Raw genomic sequence first — 16,976 nt, forward strand, 5'->3', positions numbered from 1 at the left:
GGCTCCCGGGTGCGCGGGGGCGGACGGGGGCGACCTGCCCGGCGCGTGCGGCCTGCCCGGCGGATGCGACCTGCCCGGCGGGCACCGGGCGCCCCGCCGGCGCGTCCTACCTGCCGACCTCCTTGGTCACCAGGTCGACGGCCTCGTCCACGTCGTCCGTGACGTGGAACAGCAGCAGATCCCGGTCGGACGCCTTGCCCTGCGCCACCACCGTGTCCCGCAGCCAGTCCACGAGCCCGCTCCAGTACGCGGTGCCGAACAGCACGATCGGGAAGCGGGTGACCTTCCCGGTCTGGACGAGGGTGAGCGCCTCGAAGAGTTCGTCGAGGGTGCCGAGGCCGCCCGGCAGGACGACGAAGCCCTGCGCGTACTTCACGAACATCGTCTTGCGGACGAAGAAGTAGCGGAAGTTGACCCCGATGTCGACGTGCGGGTTGAGGCCGGACTCGAAGGGCAGCTCGATGCCGAGCCCGACGGAGATGCCCTTGGCCTCCCGCGCGCCCTTGTTCGCGGCCTCCATGGCCCCGGGGCCGCCGCCGGTGATCACCGCGAAGCCGGCCTCGACCAGGGCCCGGCCGATCCGCACACCCGCCTCGTAGTCCGGTCCGCCGGGCCGGGTCCGGGCCGAGCCGAAGACGCTGATGGCGCTCGGAAGCTCGGCGAGGGCGCCGAAGCCCTCGACGAACTCCGACTGAATGCGCATCACCCGCCACGGGTCGGTGTGCACCCACTCGGAGTCGCCCTCGGTGTCCAGCAGCCGCTGGTCCGTGGTGCCGGGCTGCACCTGTTCCCTGCGGCGCAGTACCGGCCCGAGCCGCTGCTCCTCGGGGACGTGCGCTTCTTCGGGGTTGCCCATGACCTGCTCCCTCCGACGACGGCCGACAGCCATCCGCCGTCCGTGATGACCGTCTCTGTCAGGTCAGCCTAGATCCACGGAGGTTACGCGCGGGCGAATCCCCGAGGTCAGCCGGTCAGCCAGGAGCGAAGCCGCTCCTCGCAGTGGGTGATCCGGTCGGTCCGCACGTGCTCGTCGCGCTTGTGGGCGAGGAGCGGGTCGCCGGGTCCGTAGTTCACCGCAGGGACGCCGAGGGAGCCGAAGCGGGAGACGTCGGTCCAGCCGAACTTGGGCCGGGCGGTGCCGCCGACCGCCGCCATGAACGCCTTCGCCGCCGGGTGGGAGAGGCCGGGCATGGCCGCGCCCGAGTGGTCGTCGACGACGAACTCGGCGACGCCGCAGTCCGCGAAGACCTCGCGGACGTGGGCCAGCGCCTCCTCGGCGGTGCGGTCGGGGGCGTACCGGTAGTTGACGACGACGGTGCAGGCGTCGGGGATGACGTTGTTGGCGACTCCGCCCTCGATCCGAACCGCGTTCAGGCCCTCGTGGTATTCGAGGCCGTCGATGACCGGGCGGCGCGGCTCGTACGCGGCGAGGCGGGCCAGGATCGGGGCGGCGGCGTGGATGGCGTTGGACCCCATCCAGCTGCGCGCGGAGTGGGACCGCTCCCCCTCGGTGCGCAGGAAGACCCGCAGGGTGCCCTGGCAGCCGCCCTCGACCTCGGCATCGGAACCCTCCAGGAGGACCGCGAAGTCGCCCGCCAGCCAGTCGGGGTGGGCCTCGGCGACGTGTCCGAGACCGTTGAGGTGCGCGGCGACCTCCTCGTTGTCGTAAAAGACGAACGTGAGGTCGCGGTTGGGCTCGGGCACGGTCGCGGCGATCCTCAGCTGGACGGCGACGCCCGACTTCATGTCGGAGGTGCCGCAGCCCCAGAGCACGCCGTCGTGGTCGAGCCGGGACGGCACGTTGTCGGCGATCGGCACGGTGTCGATGTGGCCGGCGAGCACGACCCGCTCGGCACGGCCCAGGTGCGTCCGGGCCACGACGTTGTTGCCGTGCCGGTCGACGGTCAGGTGCGGCAGCGTGCGCAGTGCCGCCTCGATGGCGTCGGCGAGTTCCTTCTCCTGTCCGCTGACCGACGGGAAGTCGACGAGCCGTGCGGTCAGCGCGGGGCCGTCCAGAGTGAGGTCAAGGGTGCTTTCGGTCATGCCACCGACCATAGCGACCACGGCCCGGCCTCCCCGGCCCTGTTCCCGTCCGGGCCGCGGGCCCCGTTCGGCCGTCCTGCCCGCCCATCCCGCTCGGCCTGTCCTACCCGTGCGGCCTCCTGTCCGGCCGGCCTCACTCGTTCGGCCTGTCCGGCCTGCCCCTCCTGCCCTGCCTGTCCTGCTTGTTCGGGCCGTCCCGCTTGTCCGGTGGGTCGGCCCGGCGTCCCTCCTGCCCGCTCGGCGAACGAGCCCTGGGGCCCTCGGTCCCGGACGGGTACTCCAGTACGGTGGCCCCGTGTCCCGGACCCTCACCCCAGCCCGCCGCCGCACCGGCCTCGGCCGTCTCTTCCGTATCGTGGCCGCTCTCGTCGTGCTCGCCGCCCTGGGCGGCTACGTGCTCATCCAGTACATCACCGGCAGAACGGTCGCCCAAGGGTGCACCGTGGAGTCCACCGACGGCTCGACCGGCGAGAGCCGCACGTACCGGCTGAGCACGGAGCAGGCTTCGAACGCGGCGACGATCTCCGCCGTCGGCACCTCGCGCGGCATGCCCGAGCGCGCGGTGACGATCGCGCTGGCGACCGCGTTGCAGGAGTCCGCCCTGCGCAACATCGAGCACGGCGACCGGGATTCGCTGGGGCTGTTCCAGCAACGGCCCTCGCAGGGCTGGGGCACCGAGCAGCAGATCATGGACCCGGTCTACTCCGCGGGCGAGTTCTACCGGCACCTGGCCGAGGTCCCCGGCTATTCGCGGCTGCCGCTGACGGTCGCCGCGCAGCGGGTCCAGCGCAGCGGCTTCCCGCAGGCGTACGCGAAGCACGAGCCGGACGCCGCGCTGCTGTCGGCGGCCCTGACCGGCCGTGCGCCGGCCACGCTGAACTGCAATCCGCCGCGGACGACGGCCACGGCCTCCGACGCCACGAAGGTGCGGACGGAGCTGGTACGCGCCTTCGGCAAGGATGTGCTGCCCTCGGCGCAGCCGTCGGCGGTGGACACGCCGGGCGCGGGCGGTGCGCCGTCGACGAGCACGATCGCGGTGCCGGTGCGAACGGCCCCCGACGCCGGGGAGGACGACGCGACGCGGCGCGGCTGGGAGCTGGCGCACTGGGCGGTCGCGCAATCCGCGTCACTCGGCCTGGACGAGGTCACGTACGCGGACCGGGTGTGGAAGGCCGGGGCGGGCTGGCGGACGGAGCACAGGGGCTCCGACGGCGACAAGGACGGCGGCAGGGAATCGAACACAGAGAGGGTCCGGATAAAGCTCGCGCGCTAGTACGGGTGGTCCCCCGGAGGTGTCGTCCGGCCGGCCCGTGACGGCACCCCGCGCCCACTCCCTCACGGTTGCCTGCGACACCCCGAATTCTCTTGCACTCAAAGGGAAGTGACGACACGTCACCATGGCGGAGAACAGGGGATCCACCCGGGTCTCACCGGCATGGGGACCGTGGCGCGTTACCGACTCTTTACCCCGGCGCACCGCAACCTCTCCCGCCCCCATGACGGTTGTCATTGCGTCCGATCAACGGACAGACAGATTCCTCACTCCGTCGAAGGAGCATCATGTCCCTCCCCCTGACCCGCCGGATCACCCGTGCCGCTCTGCTGCTCGCCGCGGGCGCCGCCCCCGTGATCGGCGCGGCCGGAGCCGCGGGTGCCGCGCCGCTCCCGCAGACGCCGGACCTCGGCGGCCTGACCTCCGTCGACGGCTCCGGCCTCGGCAAGACGGTCGACGGCGCGTCGAAGCAGGGCACCAAGGCCGCGAACGGGACCGGCGGCAAGATTGTCGGCACGACCCTCCCGGCCGCGGGCAAGACCGTCGACAAGGCGGGCTCCGAGACCGTCCCGACCGTGCAGAAGACCGCCGGTGGTGCGGCGGGCACCGCGGGCAAGGTCCTCGGCGGCACCGCGGGCGCCGCGACCAAGGGCGGCCTGCCCGCCACGGGCCTGCCGATCGGCTGACTCGACCGCGTCGACTGAATCCGGTCCCGTCGACCGATCCAGTCGCGTCGACCGATCCGGTCCGTCGTCACCTCACACGCGAGGGGCCGCGGGAGTGCACGTACGCCGTGACTCCCGCGGCCCCTCGCGCGCTCCCTGAGCCCCGGGCCCTGCCGGGCTGCCCGGCGGGCCCGGCCGCGGGCGCCGCCGTGGGTCAGCCGTGGGTCAGCCGCTTGACCGCGGCGGCCACCCGCTCGTCCGTCGCCGTGAACGCCACCCGCACGAAGCGGTCGCCGGCCGGTCCGTAGAAGTCACCCGGCGCCACCAGGATGCCGAGCTCCGCCAGGTACGCCACGGTGTCCCAGCAGGGTTCGTCGCGCGTCGCCCACAGGTAGAGGCTCGCTTCGCTGTGCTCGATACGGAAGCCGTGGGCCTCCAGCGCGGTGCGCAGGGCGGCGCGCCGCTCCGCGTACCGGGCGCGCTGCTCGGTGACGTGCTCGTCGTCGCCGAGGGCCACGGCCTCCGCCGCCTGGACGGGGGCCGGGGTCATCATTCCGCCGTGCTTGCGGATCAGCAGCAGCTCGCCGAGCACGGACGCGTCGCCCGCGACGAACGCCGCGCGGTACCCGGCCAGGTTGGAGCGCTTGGAGAGCGAGTGGACGGCGACGACGCCCTCGTACGTACCGCCGCACACGTCCGGGTGCAGCACGGAGACGGGCTCGGCCTCCCAGCCCAGTTCCAGGTAGCACTCGTCGCTGAAGACCAGGACGTCGTGCTCGCGCGCCCACGCGACGATCCGGGTCAGCTCGTCCTTGGCCAGGACGCGGCCGGTCGGGTTGGACGGCGAGTTCAGCCAGAGCAGCCTCAGCCCGGCCGGATCCAGCTCCGCGGGGTCGTCGTAGGCGACGGGCTCGGCGCCGCATAGCCGGGCGCCCACCTCGTACGTCGGGTAGGCCAGGCGCGGGTAGGCGACCTTGTCGCCCGCGCCGAGCCCGAGCTGGGTGGGCAGCCAGGCCACCAGTTCCTTGGAACCGACGACCGGCAGCACGTTCTCGTGCGTCACCCCGACCGCGCCGAGCCGCCGCCCCACCCAGCCGGTGATCGCATCACGCAGTTCGGTGGTCCCCCACACGGTCGGATAGCCGGGGCTGTCCGCGGCGTCGACGAGCGCTCGCCGGATCAGCTCGGGCACCGGGTCGACGGGCGTGCCGACCGACAGGTCCACGATGCCGTCCGGGTGCGCGGAGGCCGTCGACTTGTAGGGCGCGAGCTTGTCCCAGGGGAAGACCGGGAGACGGGAGGAGAGGGAGGAACGGGGGGTGCGGGAGGAGCCTGCGGACACGATCTCTGCTTTCTCGTACGGGGGCCGCTGAAGCCCACGGGAACCGCTGCGACCGCCGGGGCGCGAAAACACCTCGGTCCCGTACGGGGACGAGCCGTACGGGACCGGGCGACGCACGTGCGGCCCGCCGATTACTGGTTCTGCGGCGGCAGCGCGGCGATGAACGCGTGGTCGCGCTCGATCAGGCCCAGCTTGGAGGCACCACCCGGCGACCCGAGGTCGTCGAAGAACTCGACGTTCGCCTTGTAGTAGTCCTTCCACTCCTCCGGGGTGTCGTCCTCGTAGAAGATCGCCTCGACCGGGCACACCGGCTCACAGGCTCCGCAGTCGACACATTCGTCCGGGTGGATGTACAAGGACCGCTGGCCCTCGTAGATGCAGTCGACGGGGCACTCTTCGATGCAGGCCTTGTCCTTCACGTCGACACAAGGCTGCGCGATGACGTAGGTCACGCTGTCGTTCCTCCTCGGTAGGGCGTTGGCTCTCGCGCGGGAGCGCGGCGTCGTCGATGCCCACCCCTAGTATCTCCGTTCCCGGGCACGAACCGAACAGGAGGGGCGGGCAGAGCTGTGGAATTCACCGTCGGCGGACGACTCGAAGTCCGAATTGCGCCGATTGACGTGGGCAAACGGGTATCAGTCCGGCGCACTTCGGCCCAGGGGGCGCAGGGCCCGAAGTTCACGGACACGGTAGGTGTTCTCACATCATGGGAACATGGTGTGCTGTCGATCACAACGAAGAACGGTGAGTCCGTCCGCATCGCGGAATCGGATCTCGTCGCGGGCAAGGTCGTCCCCGCCGCCCCGGCACGGCGGCGCGGTGTCCCCGCGGCCTCCTTCGAGGAACTGGCTCGGGTCTGTGCCCGGGCCTGGCCCCCGGTGGAGAGCGAGGCCCTGGGCGACTGGCGGCTGCGGGCCGCGCAAGGGTTCACCCGGCGGGCCAACTCCGTGCTGCCGCTCGGCGATCCCGGCGTTCCGCTCGACGAGGCTCTCCGGTACGTCGAGCGGTGGTACGGCGAGCGCGGACTGCCCGCGTACGTCCAGGTCGCGACTGGTGCCGAGGGCACCCAGGAACGGCTCGGCGCGGCCCTGGAGGAGCGCGGCTGGCGGCGCGAGGTCACGACGGAGGTACGGGTCGGCGCGCTGGCGCCGGTCGCCGATCTGGACGCGGACGTGACGGGGGTGCGGCTGAGCCGGGTCCTCGACGAGGCGTGGCTCTCCCGCTACCAGCGCTTCGAGACCCCGGGACGCCCGGGACCGCATGTCCTGGAGGTGCTGCGCGGCGGCCCCTCGGTGTGGTTCGCGTCCGTACCGGCCCACGACACGGGCGATGAGGCGGGCGAAGGTACCGAAGCCGGGGCCGGGAGGGCAGCCGGGGCAGCCGGAGCTCCTGCGGCGATCGGGCGGTGCGTGGTGGACGGGCGGTGGGCCGGGTTCATGGCCGTGGAGGTGGACCCCGCGCACCGGCGCCGGGGGCTCGCCACCGCCGTGATGACCGCACTGGCCCGCCGGGCGCTGGACGAGGGCGCCTCGGCGGCGTGGCTCCAGGTGGAGTCGGACAACGAGGCCGCCCGGGCGCTGTACGACGGCATGGGGTTCGCGGTGCACCATCGGTATCACCACTTCCGGTCGGCATGACGGGGCGAGGAGTCCGATGAACGCTCACCGGCCCGGTCCGTACGGGCGGCCCGACGACCCGGACCGGCGGGACGAGCTGTTCCGGCGGTTCGCCGCCGAGGCGCGCGCCGAACGGCCGGACCTGGCCGAACTCTGCCTGCTGCTGGCCGCCGTGGCCGACCCCGCCCTGGACGCGACCGGGATCGACATGGCGCAGATCCAGCTGGACGAGCTGGCGGGACGGCTTCCGTACGGACTGCGGGACGCCAGGGCATGGGCCTTGGCGCTGGCGGAACTGCTCGGCGAGCGGTGCGGTTTCGCGGGCTCGCCGACGGACTACCGGCGGCTGGAGTCGTCGCTGCTCCACGAGGTGCTGCGACGGCGGCGCGGGCTGCCGATCCTGCTGTCGGTGGTGTGGATCGAGGTGGCCCGGCGGGCGGGCGGCCCGGTGTACGGAGTGGCGCTGCCGGGTCACTTCGTGGTCGGGTTCGGCGATCCGTCGCAGCACGTACTGGCCGACCCCTTCGAGGGCGGCCGTCCACTGACCGGCCAGGACGCGGAGCTTCTGGTGGCCGGGACGACGGGGGCGCCGTTGGAGGAGTCGATGCTGGCCCCGGCCCGGCCGCTGGAGATCGTGCTGCGGATCCTGAACAACATCAGGGCCTGGGCGGCGGCCCGCCCGGAGCACACGGACGCGGCGCTGTGGGCGGTGGACCTCTCCCTGCTGCTGCCCTCGCATCCGGCCCGGCTGCGGTACGAGCGCGCGCAACTGCTCGTGCAGAGCGGGCAGTTCCTGCGCGGAGCGGCGGAGATGGAGGAGTACGCGGACGTGGTCGCCGGGGTCGAGCCCGAGGCGGCCGAGGCGATCCGCCAACGGGCGCGGGCGGCACGGGCGTTGCTGAACTGAGGGCTGTTTCGCCCGCGCCCGCCGTACCGCCCTCTCCCGCGCCTCCCCCGACCAGGTGGTCGGACCGCACGCCGCCCTGCACGCTGACCCGCCCGCCTCACCGCTCGCCCCGGGCTCCGGAGGCGCGCCGGGGCGGAGCGGGGCGGGGCCGCGCTGGTCGGTGAGGGTGAAACCGGCCTTGGCGGCGCCCGTCTTGCCGGCCGTGACCTCGCGGGAGGAGCAGGCGCCGAGGGCGCCCGCCCCGGCCGGCGCGAAGGCGCCGGCACCGATGCCGCGCAGGGCGGTGCGCCGGGACGGCGCCGAGGGCGCCTGGAAGGCAGCGGACATGATCCACCTCCGAGGGTGAGTTACTTAGGTATACCTAACTCAACCCAAACGGAATTCAACGTTCCAAGAGGGGCCCCGGGCCGGCGTGGACCCGCTGCCCTCGTTCACGGAGGAGCTCGACCGCGCAGAGGCGACGGAAGACAAGCAAACCGGCTCCGGCGCGCCTCACCGGTCGCGTACGCCGCCAGGTGGAACCACGAACGAGCCTCACGGCGCAACCCACCGGAACACCGCCGCACCCCGGGCCCCGGCGGCCGACCACCAAGCCGACGAAAAGTCCCCAACAGCCGCCACCGACCACGGAGTCGACACCGGGCACCGGGTCATCCGACACGGCCGCGACCACCGGCGGAACTCACCGGACCTCGGCAAACGGGTGGAAGGCCGCCCCTCAAACCTCTCGACGCGCTGTATGCGGTCCAACGGGTGAATATCGGCGCTTCGCCACTCGATGAGCCCATGGCGTCGCTCGAATGCGGCGCTCCCCGATGGCGCGCGACCGCATTCGGGCTGACGGTGGATCACGTCGCCACTGCTCCACACCGAGTCGACACCCCGTCACTCTTCGCAGTCGCGACTGGAAGGAATGTGTTCAGATGCGCTCTGCCCGCACACTGTTCGCTACGGCCGCTGTCACGGCGGCCTTCGCCATCACCGGTCCCTCCGCCTACGCCGTGACCACGGCGGGGGACACGGCACAGGCGCCCGGCTCCTCGTCCTCGCGCGGCGACGAGCACGGAGGAAACGGCTCCGACCATGGCGGTCGCGGCGGCGACCGCGGCGGTCGCGGCGGCGACGACAACGGCGACGGCGGTGGTCGTGGAGGTGACGACTACGGCGACCGCGGTGGTGACGAGGGTGGTCGAGGAGGCGACGACAACGGACGCGGCGACGACGAGGGCCGTCCGAAGGGCGGCATGAACACCGGTGGCGGCTTCATGGCCCGGGTGACCACCGAGGACGGGGGCGGTCGCGGCGGTGACGAAGGCGGTCGCGGCGGCGACGAAGGTGGCCGAGGAGGCGACGAAGGCGGTCGCGGCGGTGACGAGGGTGGCCGAGGAGGCGACGAAGGCGGTCGCGGCGGCGACGAGGGTGGCCGAGGCGGTGACGAGGGTGGCCGAGGAGGCGACGAAGGCGGTCGCGGCGGCGACGAAGGCGGCAAGCCCCGCGGTGGCATGGACACCGGTGGCGGCTTCATGGCCCGGGTGACCACCGAGGACGGGGGCGGTCGCGGCGGCGACGAAGGCGGTCGCGGCGGCGACGAAGGCGGTGACGAGGGTGGCCGTGGTGGCGACGAAGGTGGCCGCGGCGGCGACGAAGGCGGTGACGAGGGTGGCCGTGGTGGCGACGAAGGCGGTCGCGGCGACGGCGACTACGGGCGTGGTGACGACGAGGGTCGTCCGCGCGGTGGCGTCAACACCGGTGGCGGCGGGACGGCGATGACCGGCAGCAGCCTGGCCGCCGGTTCGGCGCTGCTGCTCGGCGGCCTCGGCGTCGGCGCGTACAAGCTGCGCCGTCGTCGGTCGGCGGGTGACGCGGTCGCCTGACCGGGTTGGCCACGAACCGGCCCGCAACCCGTCAATCGATCGCTCATGATGTCGCGGCCGTCACCCCTCGGGGCGACGGCCGCGACGACTTCGTTTCCGCCCCTCCGCTCGACCTCGTTCCCCACCTCCGCTCCGCTCCTCGCAAGCGAAAGGCGCACTCGCATGGCCGCCCCGCAGCCACCCGGTTCCGCTCCCGGCCGCAAGGCCCACGCCTCCCGATCACGCCGCCACCACCTGCTGTGGCCCGCCATGGCCGCCGGGCTCGGCGCGATCATGATCTACAACTCCTTCGGTGACGTGGCCGACGGCAAGGTGCCGCCCCCTCCCGCCGCCGCCATGGCACCCGCGATGCCGGCCCCGCCCGAGGAGGTGCTCGGCTCGCACGCCCCACCGCTCCCCGCTCCCCAGGGCGACGGCCCGGCCATGCTGCGCTCGGTCCCGACGCGGCTGCGCGTCCCGTCCCTCGCGGTCAACGCGCCGTTCACCGAACTGGCCCTCGGCACCGACGGCCGACTGAACCCGCCGCCCCCGAACGACAGCAACCTGGTCGGCTGGTTCAAGGACGGCGTCACGCCCGGCGAGCGCGGTACCGCGATCGTGGCGGGCCATGTCGACACGAAGACCGGACCCGCCGTCTTCCTCCAGCTCCGGTTCCTCAAGCCGGGGTCCACGGTCGACATCACCCGCGCCGACAAGTCCGTGGCCACGTTCAAGGTGGACTCCGTCGAGACGTTCAAGAAGGCGAAGTTCCCGGACGACCGGGTCTACGGCGACACCCCCTCCGCCCAGCTCCGCCTGATCACCTGCGGCGGCGCGTACAACAAGAAGGCCAAGGACTACGAGGAGAACGTGGTGGTGTTCGCCCACCTCGACTCGTCCAAGAAGGGCTGACGGCCCGCGGGCCCTCAACGACTCCCGCCCGGCCCCGTACACCCCGGAACGGCGTACGAGGACCGGGCGGGGCCCTTGCGTACGGCGGCAGTTGACCGCCACCGCCGTACATCACATCGTCTGTAGGCCACCGGCGGCAGGTCCTTGAACCACATCAGGGAAACCATGCCCTCCATCAACGCGTGGTAGCCGACCGCGAACGGCAGGACAGCAACCGGATTCGTCGGCTCTCCCCGACTTCCACAAGGTGACGCAACTGCTCTGCCATCACGGCGGGACCACCGATCGGACGCCGCAACACCGCCTCGTCGAGCAGCACCCACACCACGGGCGAACCGAAGGTGTGGCCAGCAGCTCGTCCCGCTTCTCGTCACTCTTGGTGGGGAAGCCCGAGCCGAGCACCTCGTACGCGTACGGCTCGGTCTGAAGAATCCCAGGCACCAACTTGGGCTCGCAGAACCGGATCACCGTCGCCTTCTGCTCCAACTCGGCTGCGACCTCGAAGTGTTCGGCGACCTTGCGACCGTTCGGCATGGGCAGGAAGCGTTCGAAGATGCCGCCCGTTCCCAGCACTTCATCGAGATGCTGTGCGTCCTCCAGCGCGGGCCTGCGCCGCCCCTTCTCCATGTGCGAGATGTGCGACGCGGTCAGGATCGCGCGGCGGCTCAGCTCCTCCTGCGTCAACCCGGCGGCTTCTCTGCGGATGCGCAGCTCCTTGCCGTACGAGACGCGCGTCACGGGATTGTCCTCGATCGCCATTGCCAACTCCCTTGCGTGCGAAACGCGTCGCCCCTCCGACCCATGGCGAGCGCAACCACAAAAGCTCACCCTGTGACGTGAATCACCTACATAGAGTGAATGGCGGTAAATGGCGCCGTCGCCCAGGCAGAACACCTACGGAGGGAACGTCGGACATCAGCGAAGTGACCATGCGTGCATGGTCGTTGCTGTACGGTGACGAAAAAAGCGGCCCTCACCGCCGGTTGCAGCCAGCGCCGAGGGCCTTCATCGTCAGTGCTTATACACCCAAGGAGCACCAACAATGCTTCGGCATGCTATCGCGCCGGTCCGATTCTTCTCCCAGGTGTCCAACGAGATCCTGCGGCATCCCCGGCTCTCTTCCGATGCGGTCCGCATCCTGACCTGGCAGCTTTCCCTCCCTGCGGACGCCGACGAGTCCCTGTCCCGTACAGCCGAACGCGCCGGGATCAAGAAGGCCGCCTTCAGCCGGGCCAAGGCGCAGCTCAAGGAAGAGGGCTACGTGCACGAGTGGCGGCAACAGGGCCTGCGGGGTCTCTGGGCCACCGTGCAGCTGGTGTCGTCGGTGCCGCTGACCGCAGAACAGGCCGTCGCCGCGCGCGACGGGCATCCGACAGCCGCCTGTCCGGCCGCCGGTCGGCCGAAGGGTCGGGTCGCCGGTCGTCATCCCGAAAAGACCTCCGTGGGAAAGACCTCCAACCCTCCCCCGCTCCCCGCTCCGGCCCCGGCCGCCGAGGCCGTCGAGGCCGAGACGGGGGCGGAGACGCAGGCGCGGACCGAGGTGCCACAAGCGCCTGACGCGGCACAGGAGCTGGTCGACAGCATCACCGCCCTCGACCCCCGCCTGAACGTCCCGCGCGGCATGCTCCCCCAGCTCGCCGCGCTCGCCTCGCAGTGGCTGGACATGGGGCACACGGCCGACGACGTACGCGCGGCGGTCCGCCGCAGCCTGCCGGGAACGGACCGGATCATCCACCGGCCCGGCGGCCTTCTGCGGTACGTACTCCGCGAACCGAGGCCCGCAAGGACGCCCGCAACGCCCGTCCGACCCGCCGTATCCGCATCCCCGCCCCGCCTGTCATTGATGCGGGAATGTGCCGGTGTCCACACGCAGCCCTTCCTCTTCCTCCCTGTGGGGGACGAGGAATGCTGCGGCTCGTGCCAGGACAAGGCATCTCAGCAGGATCAGTACGGGGCAGCCACGGCGCGGGGCGTCGCCGCCGTGCGCGCGGGGCTCTCCGGTCGCTCCGCCCGGCGGTGACCGGCCAAGACCCCGGGCGAGCCTCGATCGTTCCTCGCCGGCGGCGAGTCGGGCGAGAGTCGCGCGTGCCTCGCGCGACTCGGCATGTCATGCCGGACACATGACGGCGGATACGGGACCCGCCCCCCGGCCGGGGGTCCGGACGGGGGGCGGGTGCGGGTGTGGTCTCCCGGGGCGAACACGAGCCGCCGGGCGGGGGACGGTCAGCCGTTGCCGTCGAGGTCGATCGTGACGGTCCGCTCGGCGGCGGTCTTGCCGAGCAGCACGCCCTGCATGGCCGCAGCCACATCGTCAGCGCTCAACTGGTGCTTCTTGCCGTCACCCTTGGTGATCATGACGCCGTCGAAGACACCGTCGCACAGGCGGTCGATGGCCTTCTTGTCGTAGTGCGGGACCAGCTTCCCGTCCACCGGCACCATCGAGAGGATCTGCGGCAACGACCTGGCGGGACCGAAATCGATCTTCCCCGGCCCTGCCTTGATCGTGACCACGCCGGACATCGCGGGCTCGGCGAACTCCCTCATCGCCCGGTCCAGTTCGGCCTGGGTGATGGTGGGTTCGCGGGTGATGACGGGCAGTTGGACCGTGGACGCCTTGCCGGTCTGCACCTGGGCCCGGTACGCGTCGCGCACCGAGATCATCGACTGGTTGACGTCCAGCCCCTTGCCCGCCTTGCCGGGTACGGCGGTGACCTTGTTGGGCTCGAACTTGATCGTGCCGTCGCTCGCCGAGCCGGAGACGCCCGCCAGGTCCGTCAGCGCGACACCCAGCTTCTCCTCGTCGACCGGGATCACCGGGTCGACGACGCGCTTCTGACCGAAGAGGGAACCGATGACGGACATCGGGTTGTAGTCGCTGCCGGCGGCGGCGCGCACGGTCTCCTGGCTGTCCAGGGCGAGTCCGGCCTTGTCCGGCACGAGTTCGGTCTTCTTGCCGTCCACAGACAGCTGGAGGGGCGCCACGGCGCGCTTGCCGAGGGCGGCGTCCAGCTTCGCGGCGGCCTCCTCCTTGGTGCCGCCGCCGATGTCCACGCCGAGGACGGTGGTGCCCTTCGGGACGTCGGAGTGGTTCATCAACAGCCCGGCACCGTACGCGACGGCGGCCAGACCGACGACGCCCGCGCCGAGCAGCACCAGCTTGGAACGGCCCTTCTTCTTCGCGGGCGCGGACGCCGGGGCGGAACCGGCGGGGGGAACGGGCGTCGGGGCGGCGGAGCCGCCCGAGCCCAGCGGACCCGTGCCCATCGCCCCGTCCTCGACCCGGGGCGCCGCGTCGGCGCGCCGGGCGGAGAGCCCACCGGGGCCGCCCGCGCTCGGGAACGAGGACGCCGGGCGCGACTCCGGCGTGATGACCGGAATGCCGCTGGTGAGCGTGTCACCGGAGACGTTGCCGTCGGATCCGGTACGCGCCGCGGCGGCGAACTGGGGTGTCAACTCCGCGGTGTCGTCGGACAGCCGCGGCACCGCGCCGCCACCGGTGCCGGTGCTCGCGGCGGTGTTCGGGGTCAGGGGCGAGGCGCCGCCGACCGCGCCCGCGGTGAGGCCTACCGGGCCCGCCGCCGGGCCCTCGGGAGCCCGGACACCGAACTCGTCGAGCGCGCTGCCGCCGGGGCGGGGCCCCTCGGGGGCGGGGGTGTGCTGCGGACCGTCGGAGAAGTACGGCGGCTCGACACGGGGCGGGGTGGCCGCGGCCCCCTCCCGGGCGTCCGCGCCGCCCACCGGGGCACCGGTCGCGGCACCGCCACCGGCCGGGGCGTTGGGCGCGCCACCGGCGACCGGGGTCTTCGGGCCGGTGACCGAGGTGTTCACGGGCTGCTTGCGCGGCGCGAACCAGTCGCTGCTGCTCTTCTCCCTGGCGGCCGGCTTGTCGGAGGCCGGTTCCGAGGGCGCGGCGGCGGACGCCGCTTCGGCGTCGGGCACGGCGTCCGGCGCGTCCGCCACGGGCGAACCGGGGCGCGGGATGCTGCTGGTGCGCTCCATGTCGGCGGCGTCGCCTTCGTTCACGGGCGTGCGCATCACGACGGGCGGGATGGGACGCGAGCCCGGAATGTTGATCCGGATACGCGTCGTCAGCGTCGTCTCGGTCCGCGGCTCCTCGGGCCGCTTCCGGTCCGCGGGCTCCGGAGCCCCGGCCTGGGCGTCCTGCGAGGGGTGCGGCGACGGATACTGGCGGGATCCGTACGGCGGCGTCCCCGAGGGGTACGCGGCTCCTCCGCGCCCCTGGGTCCCGGAGGACGAACTGTCAGTTTCACGACTCAAAGCAGGTTCTCCCGATTGGCTCCGCCGCCCGTACTTCCCCCCTGCCGCGGGCCGGGGGACGGCTCGGCGCGCGAACCACCATACTGGCCAGCGCCGACAGACACCCCTCGACCGGGGGAAACGACCGCGTGACCCCCTGACGGGCCAAGGGCATTACGGGGTCGGCCGTGGCACACTACTTGCCAGGTCGGCCGCTGTCGGCTCCCGGATGGGGCGACCGCGACATGGTGGCACAGATCACGGCGATGACCATCCCGCCCAGCAGGAAGAGGGCGAGCCCCACCGCGTCGCCGAAGACATAGTCGCCCTCCGGCCGCCCGCCGAGCAGAAACACGATCGAAATCAGCCAGCCCGCCGCGGGGGCCAGGGCGCCGGGCTGGGTGCCGTGGAGGCGCCGCCCGCCGTGGAACAGCCCGGCACAGGCCGCCAGGGCCAGCAGCAGCCCGCCGGGGAACCAGGCCGCCTGGACGAGTGAACCGGCGATCCCGACGAGCGCGCCGAGGACCGCGAGGCCCACGTAACCGGCGATCCGGCCGGGGTTGAGGGTCGCGGCCAGTCCGGTGGCCGGAACGTCCCGGGAAGGCGCCCCGGAGCGCGCGGCGCGCTGCCTGCCGTCGCTCATCGTCCCGCTCCCGTCCCCGAGCCCACGCCCGCTTCCGAGCCCGCTCCGGGCCCGGTGCCCGCACATACGTCCGACTCCGCGTCCGGCAGGCCGGCGAACAGGTCGTCCTCGCGCTCGCCCCGCGGGGCTCCGGGGACACCGCGCACCAACTCGTAGTACTCGGTGGTGAGAACGGGCTGGCCGAGGCCGTTGGAGAGGGCGAAGAAGTCGCCGTCCACGACGATCTGCGTGGCGTGCGCGCGCATCGCCGCGCGCTTGGCCGCCGCGTGGGCCGAGCCGTCGATCCGCGTGGTGATCCCGGCGTCGTCGACCACGCCCGGCAGGTCCTCCACGGCGGCGATGCCCGGGAAGGCGTCCGGTGCCGTCTCGCGCAGCCGCGCGAAGCCCTCCTCGACGACCGGGCGCGGTACCCGGTTCCAGTAGGTCTTCGCGATGGTGTGCGGGGCGGTCGCGGGGTCGTGGGCCGGGTCGGCGGCCAGCTCCGCCGCGCGCATCGCGACGCGGTGCGCCTGGATGTGGTCGGGGTGCCCGTAGCCGCCGTCGGGGTCGTAGGCGACGAGGACCTGCGGGCGCACCGAGCGGATCACCGTCACGAGGTGGGCCGCGGCCTCGTCCACGTCCGCGGACCAGAAGGAGCCGGGGCGGTCGTTCTGCTCGGCGCCCATCATGCCGGAGTCGCGGTAGCGGCCGGGGCCGCCGAGGAAGCGGTGGTCGGTGACGCCGAGTTCCTTCATGGCCGCGGAGAGTTCGCCCCGGCGGTGGGGGCCGAGGGTGTCGTCCCGGTCCGCCGCGAGATGGGCGAGGGCGGGCGGGATGACCTCGCCCTCCTCGCCGAGCGTGCAGGTCACCAGGGTGACCAGGGCGCCCTCGGCCACGTACTTGGCCATGGTGGCGCCGTTGTTGATCGACTCGTCGTCGGGGTGCGCGTGCACCAGAAGCAGGCGCCGGGCGGGGTGGTCCGTCATGGGGACCACCCTACGAGCCGAGCGCCTGGGGAGCCGACCGCGCCTGCACATGGCCGTCGGACCGCTGTGTCGTCGGACCACCGTGCCGCCGAACCGGGACGCGCCGCCGAGCCGTGCCTCATGGGCCGTACTCGGAAGCCGCTGTCTCGGAACCGTGCCTCAGAAGTCGTGTCTCGGGATCGGACGCCGTGCCCCGGAACCCGCGTTCCGGAGGCCGTGCCTCAGAACTTGAGACTGCCGATCATCCCTGCCACGTTCGTGGTCAGGTTGGCGATGCTGGGCGCGATGGACGAGCTGGCGAGATAGAAACCGAGCAGCGCGCAGACCACCGCATGTCCGGCCTTCAGTCCGGATTTCCGGATCAGCAGGAAGACGACGATCGCCAGCAGCACCACCGCCGAAATCGAGAGTGCCACGGCGGTTCACCTCCATCAGTACGGTCGGGACGGGCAGCACACGTGGAGCCAGCAGGTTCATACCCACCGAGCGCTACGGATCAT

Annotated in this window: 17 protein-coding genes; 6 read left to right on the forward strand and 11 right to left on the reverse strand. The window is 72.4% G+C overall.

The genetic code is table 11. The annotated features are described in order from the left end of the window. Positions 1 to 106: 106 nt before the first annotated feature. Both ACFYY6_RS00105 and dapE read right to left on the reverse strand, forming a co-directional pair. Positions 107 to 856, reverse strand: coding sequence for a TIGR00730 family Rossman fold protein (locus tag ACFYY6_RS00105; RefSeq protein ID WP_351524063.1), 750 nt, complete (start codon positions 854 to 856; stop codon positions 107 to 109). A 107-nt stretch (positions 857 to 963) separates the two neighbouring features. Continuing rightward, entirely contained in the window at positions 964 to 2,043 is a 1,080-nt protein-coding gene (gene dapE, locus ACFYY6_RS00110) for a succinyl-diaminopimelate desuccinylase (RefSeq protein ID WP_351524061.1), read from the reverse strand. Positions 2,044 to 2,338: 295 nt separating this feature from the next. On the opposite strand from dapE, the gene ACFYY6_RS00115 reads away from it, so the two are divergent. Both ACFYY6_RS00115 and ACFYY6_RS00120 read left to right on the forward strand, forming a co-directional pair. Then, a complete protein-coding gene (locus tag ACFYY6_RS00115) occupies positions 2,339 to 3,316 on the forward strand; it encodes a hypothetical protein (protein ID WP_351524059.1) in 978 nt (325 codons plus the stop codon). A gap of 287 nt (positions 3,317 to 3,603) precedes the next feature. After that, positions 3,604 to 4,002, forward strand: coding sequence for an ATP-binding protein (locus ACFYY6_RS00120; RefSeq protein WP_351524057.1), 399 nt, complete (start codon positions 3,604 to 3,606; stop codon positions 4,000 to 4,002). Positions 4,003 to 4,195: 193 nt separating this feature from the next. Here ACFYY6_RS00120 and dapC read toward each other — a convergent pair whose 3' ends face one another. Beyond that, the gene (gene dapC / locus ACFYY6_RS00125; RefSeq protein ID WP_351525822.1) at positions 4,196 to 5,323 is read right to left on the reverse strand and encodes a succinyldiaminopimelate transaminase; all 1,128 of its coding nucleotides are present in this window, start codon (positions 5,321 to 5,323) and stop codon (positions 4,196 to 4,198) included. A gap of 131 nt (positions 5,324 to 5,454) precedes the next feature. Beyond that, on the reverse strand, positions 5,455 to 5,775 hold the full coding sequence (fdxA, locus tag ACFYY6_RS00130; RefSeq protein WP_018956287.1) for a ferredoxin: 321 nt from the start codon (positions 5,773 to 5,775) through the stop codon (positions 5,455 to 5,457). A 117-nt stretch (positions 5,776 to 5,892) separates the two neighbouring features. Here fdxA and ACFYY6_RS00135 point away from each other — a divergent pair, with 117 nt between their 5' ends. Further along, complete coding sequence (locus ACFYY6_RS00135) at positions 5,893 to 6,960, forward strand: GNAT family N-acetyltransferase (RefSeq protein ID WP_386607089.1); 1,068 nt, start codon at positions 5,893 to 5,895, stop codon at positions 6,958 to 6,960. 16 nt (positions 6,961 to 6,976) lie between these two features. After that, entirely contained in the window at positions 6,977 to 7,846 is an 870-nt protein-coding gene (locus tag ACFYY6_RS00140) for a tetratricopeptide repeat protein (RefSeq protein WP_386607090.1), read from the forward strand. An 848-nt stretch (positions 7,847 to 8,694) separates the two neighbouring features. Here ACFYY6_RS00140 and ACFYY6_RS00145 read toward each other — a convergent pair. Further along, positions 8,695 to 9,747, reverse strand: coding sequence for a hypothetical protein (locus tag ACFYY6_RS00145; protein WP_389191007.1), 1,053 nt, complete (start codon positions 9,745 to 9,747; stop codon positions 8,695 to 8,697). Positions 9,748 to 9,882: 135 nt separating this feature from the next. Between ACFYY6_RS00145 and ACFYY6_RS00150 the strand changes: the two genes are divergently transcribed. After that, positions 9,883 to 10,611, forward strand: coding sequence for a class F sortase (locus ACFYY6_RS00150; RefSeq protein ID WP_351518319.1), 729 nt, complete (start codon positions 9,883 to 9,885; stop codon positions 10,609 to 10,611). A 175-nt stretch (positions 10,612 to 10,786) separates the two neighbouring features. Here the strand turns inward: ACFYY6_RS00150 and ACFYY6_RS00155 are convergent, their stop codons facing one another. Further along, on the reverse strand, positions 10,787 to 10,939 hold the full coding sequence (locus ACFYY6_RS00155) for a Scr1 family TA system antitoxin-like transcriptional regulator (RefSeq protein ID WP_389191010.1): 153 nt from the start codon (positions 10,937 to 10,939) through the stop codon (positions 10,787 to 10,789). Next, on the reverse strand, positions 10,879 to 11,370 hold the full coding sequence (locus ACFYY6_RS00160) for a Scr1 family TA system antitoxin-like transcriptional regulator (protein ID WP_389191013.1): 492 nt from the start codon (positions 11,368 to 11,370) through the stop codon (positions 10,879 to 10,881). Before ACFYY6_RS00160 ends, ACFYY6_RS00155 begins: the two co-directional genes overlap by 61 nt. Positions 11,371 to 11,653: 283 nt before the next feature. Here ACFYY6_RS00160 and ACFYY6_RS00165 point away from each other — a divergent pair, with 283 nt between their 5' ends. Then, positions 11,654 to 12,631: a hypothetical protein gene (locus ACFYY6_RS00165; RefSeq protein ID WP_386607094.1), complete on the forward strand. Its 978-nt coding sequence runs from the start codon at positions 11,654 to 11,656 to the stop codon at positions 12,629 to 12,631. A gap of 203 nt (positions 12,632 to 12,834) precedes the next feature. On the opposite strand, the gene ACFYY6_RS00170 is transcribed toward ACFYY6_RS00165, so the two are convergent. From ACFYY6_RS00170 to ACFYY6_RS00185, 4 genes are all read right to left on the reverse strand, one after another. Continuing rightward, positions 12,835 to 14,889, reverse strand: a complete 2,055-nt coding sequence (locus tag ACFYY6_RS00170; protein ID WP_351518323.1) for a hypothetical protein — start codon at positions 14,887 to 14,889, stop codon at positions 12,835 to 12,837. Between the two features lie 175 nt (positions 14,890 to 15,064). After that, the gene (locus ACFYY6_RS00175) at positions 15,065 to 15,511 is read right to left on the reverse strand and encodes a DUF6113 family protein (RefSeq protein WP_351518324.1); all 447 of its coding nucleotides are present in this window, start codon (positions 15,509 to 15,511) and stop codon (positions 15,065 to 15,067) included. Continuing rightward, a complete protein-coding gene (gene mshB / locus ACFYY6_RS00180) occupies positions 15,508 to 16,476 on the reverse strand; it encodes an N-acetyl-1-D-myo-inositol-2-amino-2-deoxy-alpha-D-glucopyranoside deacetylase (protein ID WP_351518325.1) in 969 nt (322 codons plus the stop codon). Before mshB ends, ACFYY6_RS00175 begins: the two co-directional genes overlap by 4 nt. Positions 16,477 to 16,697: 221 nt before the next feature. Next, positions 16,698 to 16,892, reverse strand: a complete 195-nt coding sequence (locus ACFYY6_RS00185) for a hypothetical protein (protein ID WP_073781780.1) — start codon at positions 16,890 to 16,892, stop codon at positions 16,698 to 16,700. Positions 16,893 to 16,976: the final 84 nt, after the last annotated feature.

The organism is Streptomyces sp. NPDC001750 (assembly GCF_042892615.1).
In the GTDB taxonomy this organism is placed as follows: domain Bacteria; phylum Actinomycetota; class Actinomycetes; order Streptomycetales; family Streptomycetaceae; genus Streptomyces.

What these genes read in the sequence shown, in the direction of transcription:
- ACFYY6_RS00175 (WP_351518324.1), bottom strand. Translation starts at nt 15,511, where the DNA reads ATGAGCGACGGCAGGCAGCGCGCCGCGCGCTCCGGGGCGCCTTCCCGG.
- mshB (WP_351518325.1), bottom strand. Translation starts at nt 16,476, where the DNA reads ATGACGGACCACCCCGCCCGGCGCCTGCTTCTGGTGCACGCGCACCCC.
- ACFYY6_RS00150 (WP_351518319.1), top strand. Translation starts at nt 9,883, where the DNA reads ATGGCCGCCCCGCAGCCACCCGGTTCCGCTCCCGGCCGCAAGGCCCAC.
- dapE (WP_351524061.1), bottom strand. Translation starts at nt 2,043, where the DNA reads ATGACCGAAAGCACCCTTGACCTCACTCTGGACGGCCCCGCGCTGACC.
- ACFYY6_RS00160 (WP_389191013.1), bottom strand. Translation starts at nt 11,370, where the DNA reads ATGGCGATCGAGGACAATCCCGTGACGCGCGTCTCGTACGGCAAGGAG.
- ACFYY6_RS00140 (WP_386607090.1), top strand. Translation starts at nt 6,977, where the DNA reads ATGAACGCTCACCGGCCCGGTCCGTACGGGCGGCCCGACGACCCGGAC.
- ACFYY6_RS00105 (WP_351524063.1), bottom strand. Translation starts at nt 856, where the DNA reads ATGGGCAACCCCGAAGAAGCGCACGTCCCCGAGGAGCAGCGGCTCGGG.
- ACFYY6_RS00165 (WP_386607094.1), top strand. Translation starts at nt 11,654, where the DNA reads ATGCTTCGGCATGCTATCGCGCCGGTCCGATTCTTCTCCCAGGTGTCC.
- ACFYY6_RS00120 (WP_351524057.1), top strand. Translation starts at nt 3,604, where the DNA reads ATGTCCCTCCCCCTGACCCGCCGGATCACCCGTGCCGCTCTGCTGCTC.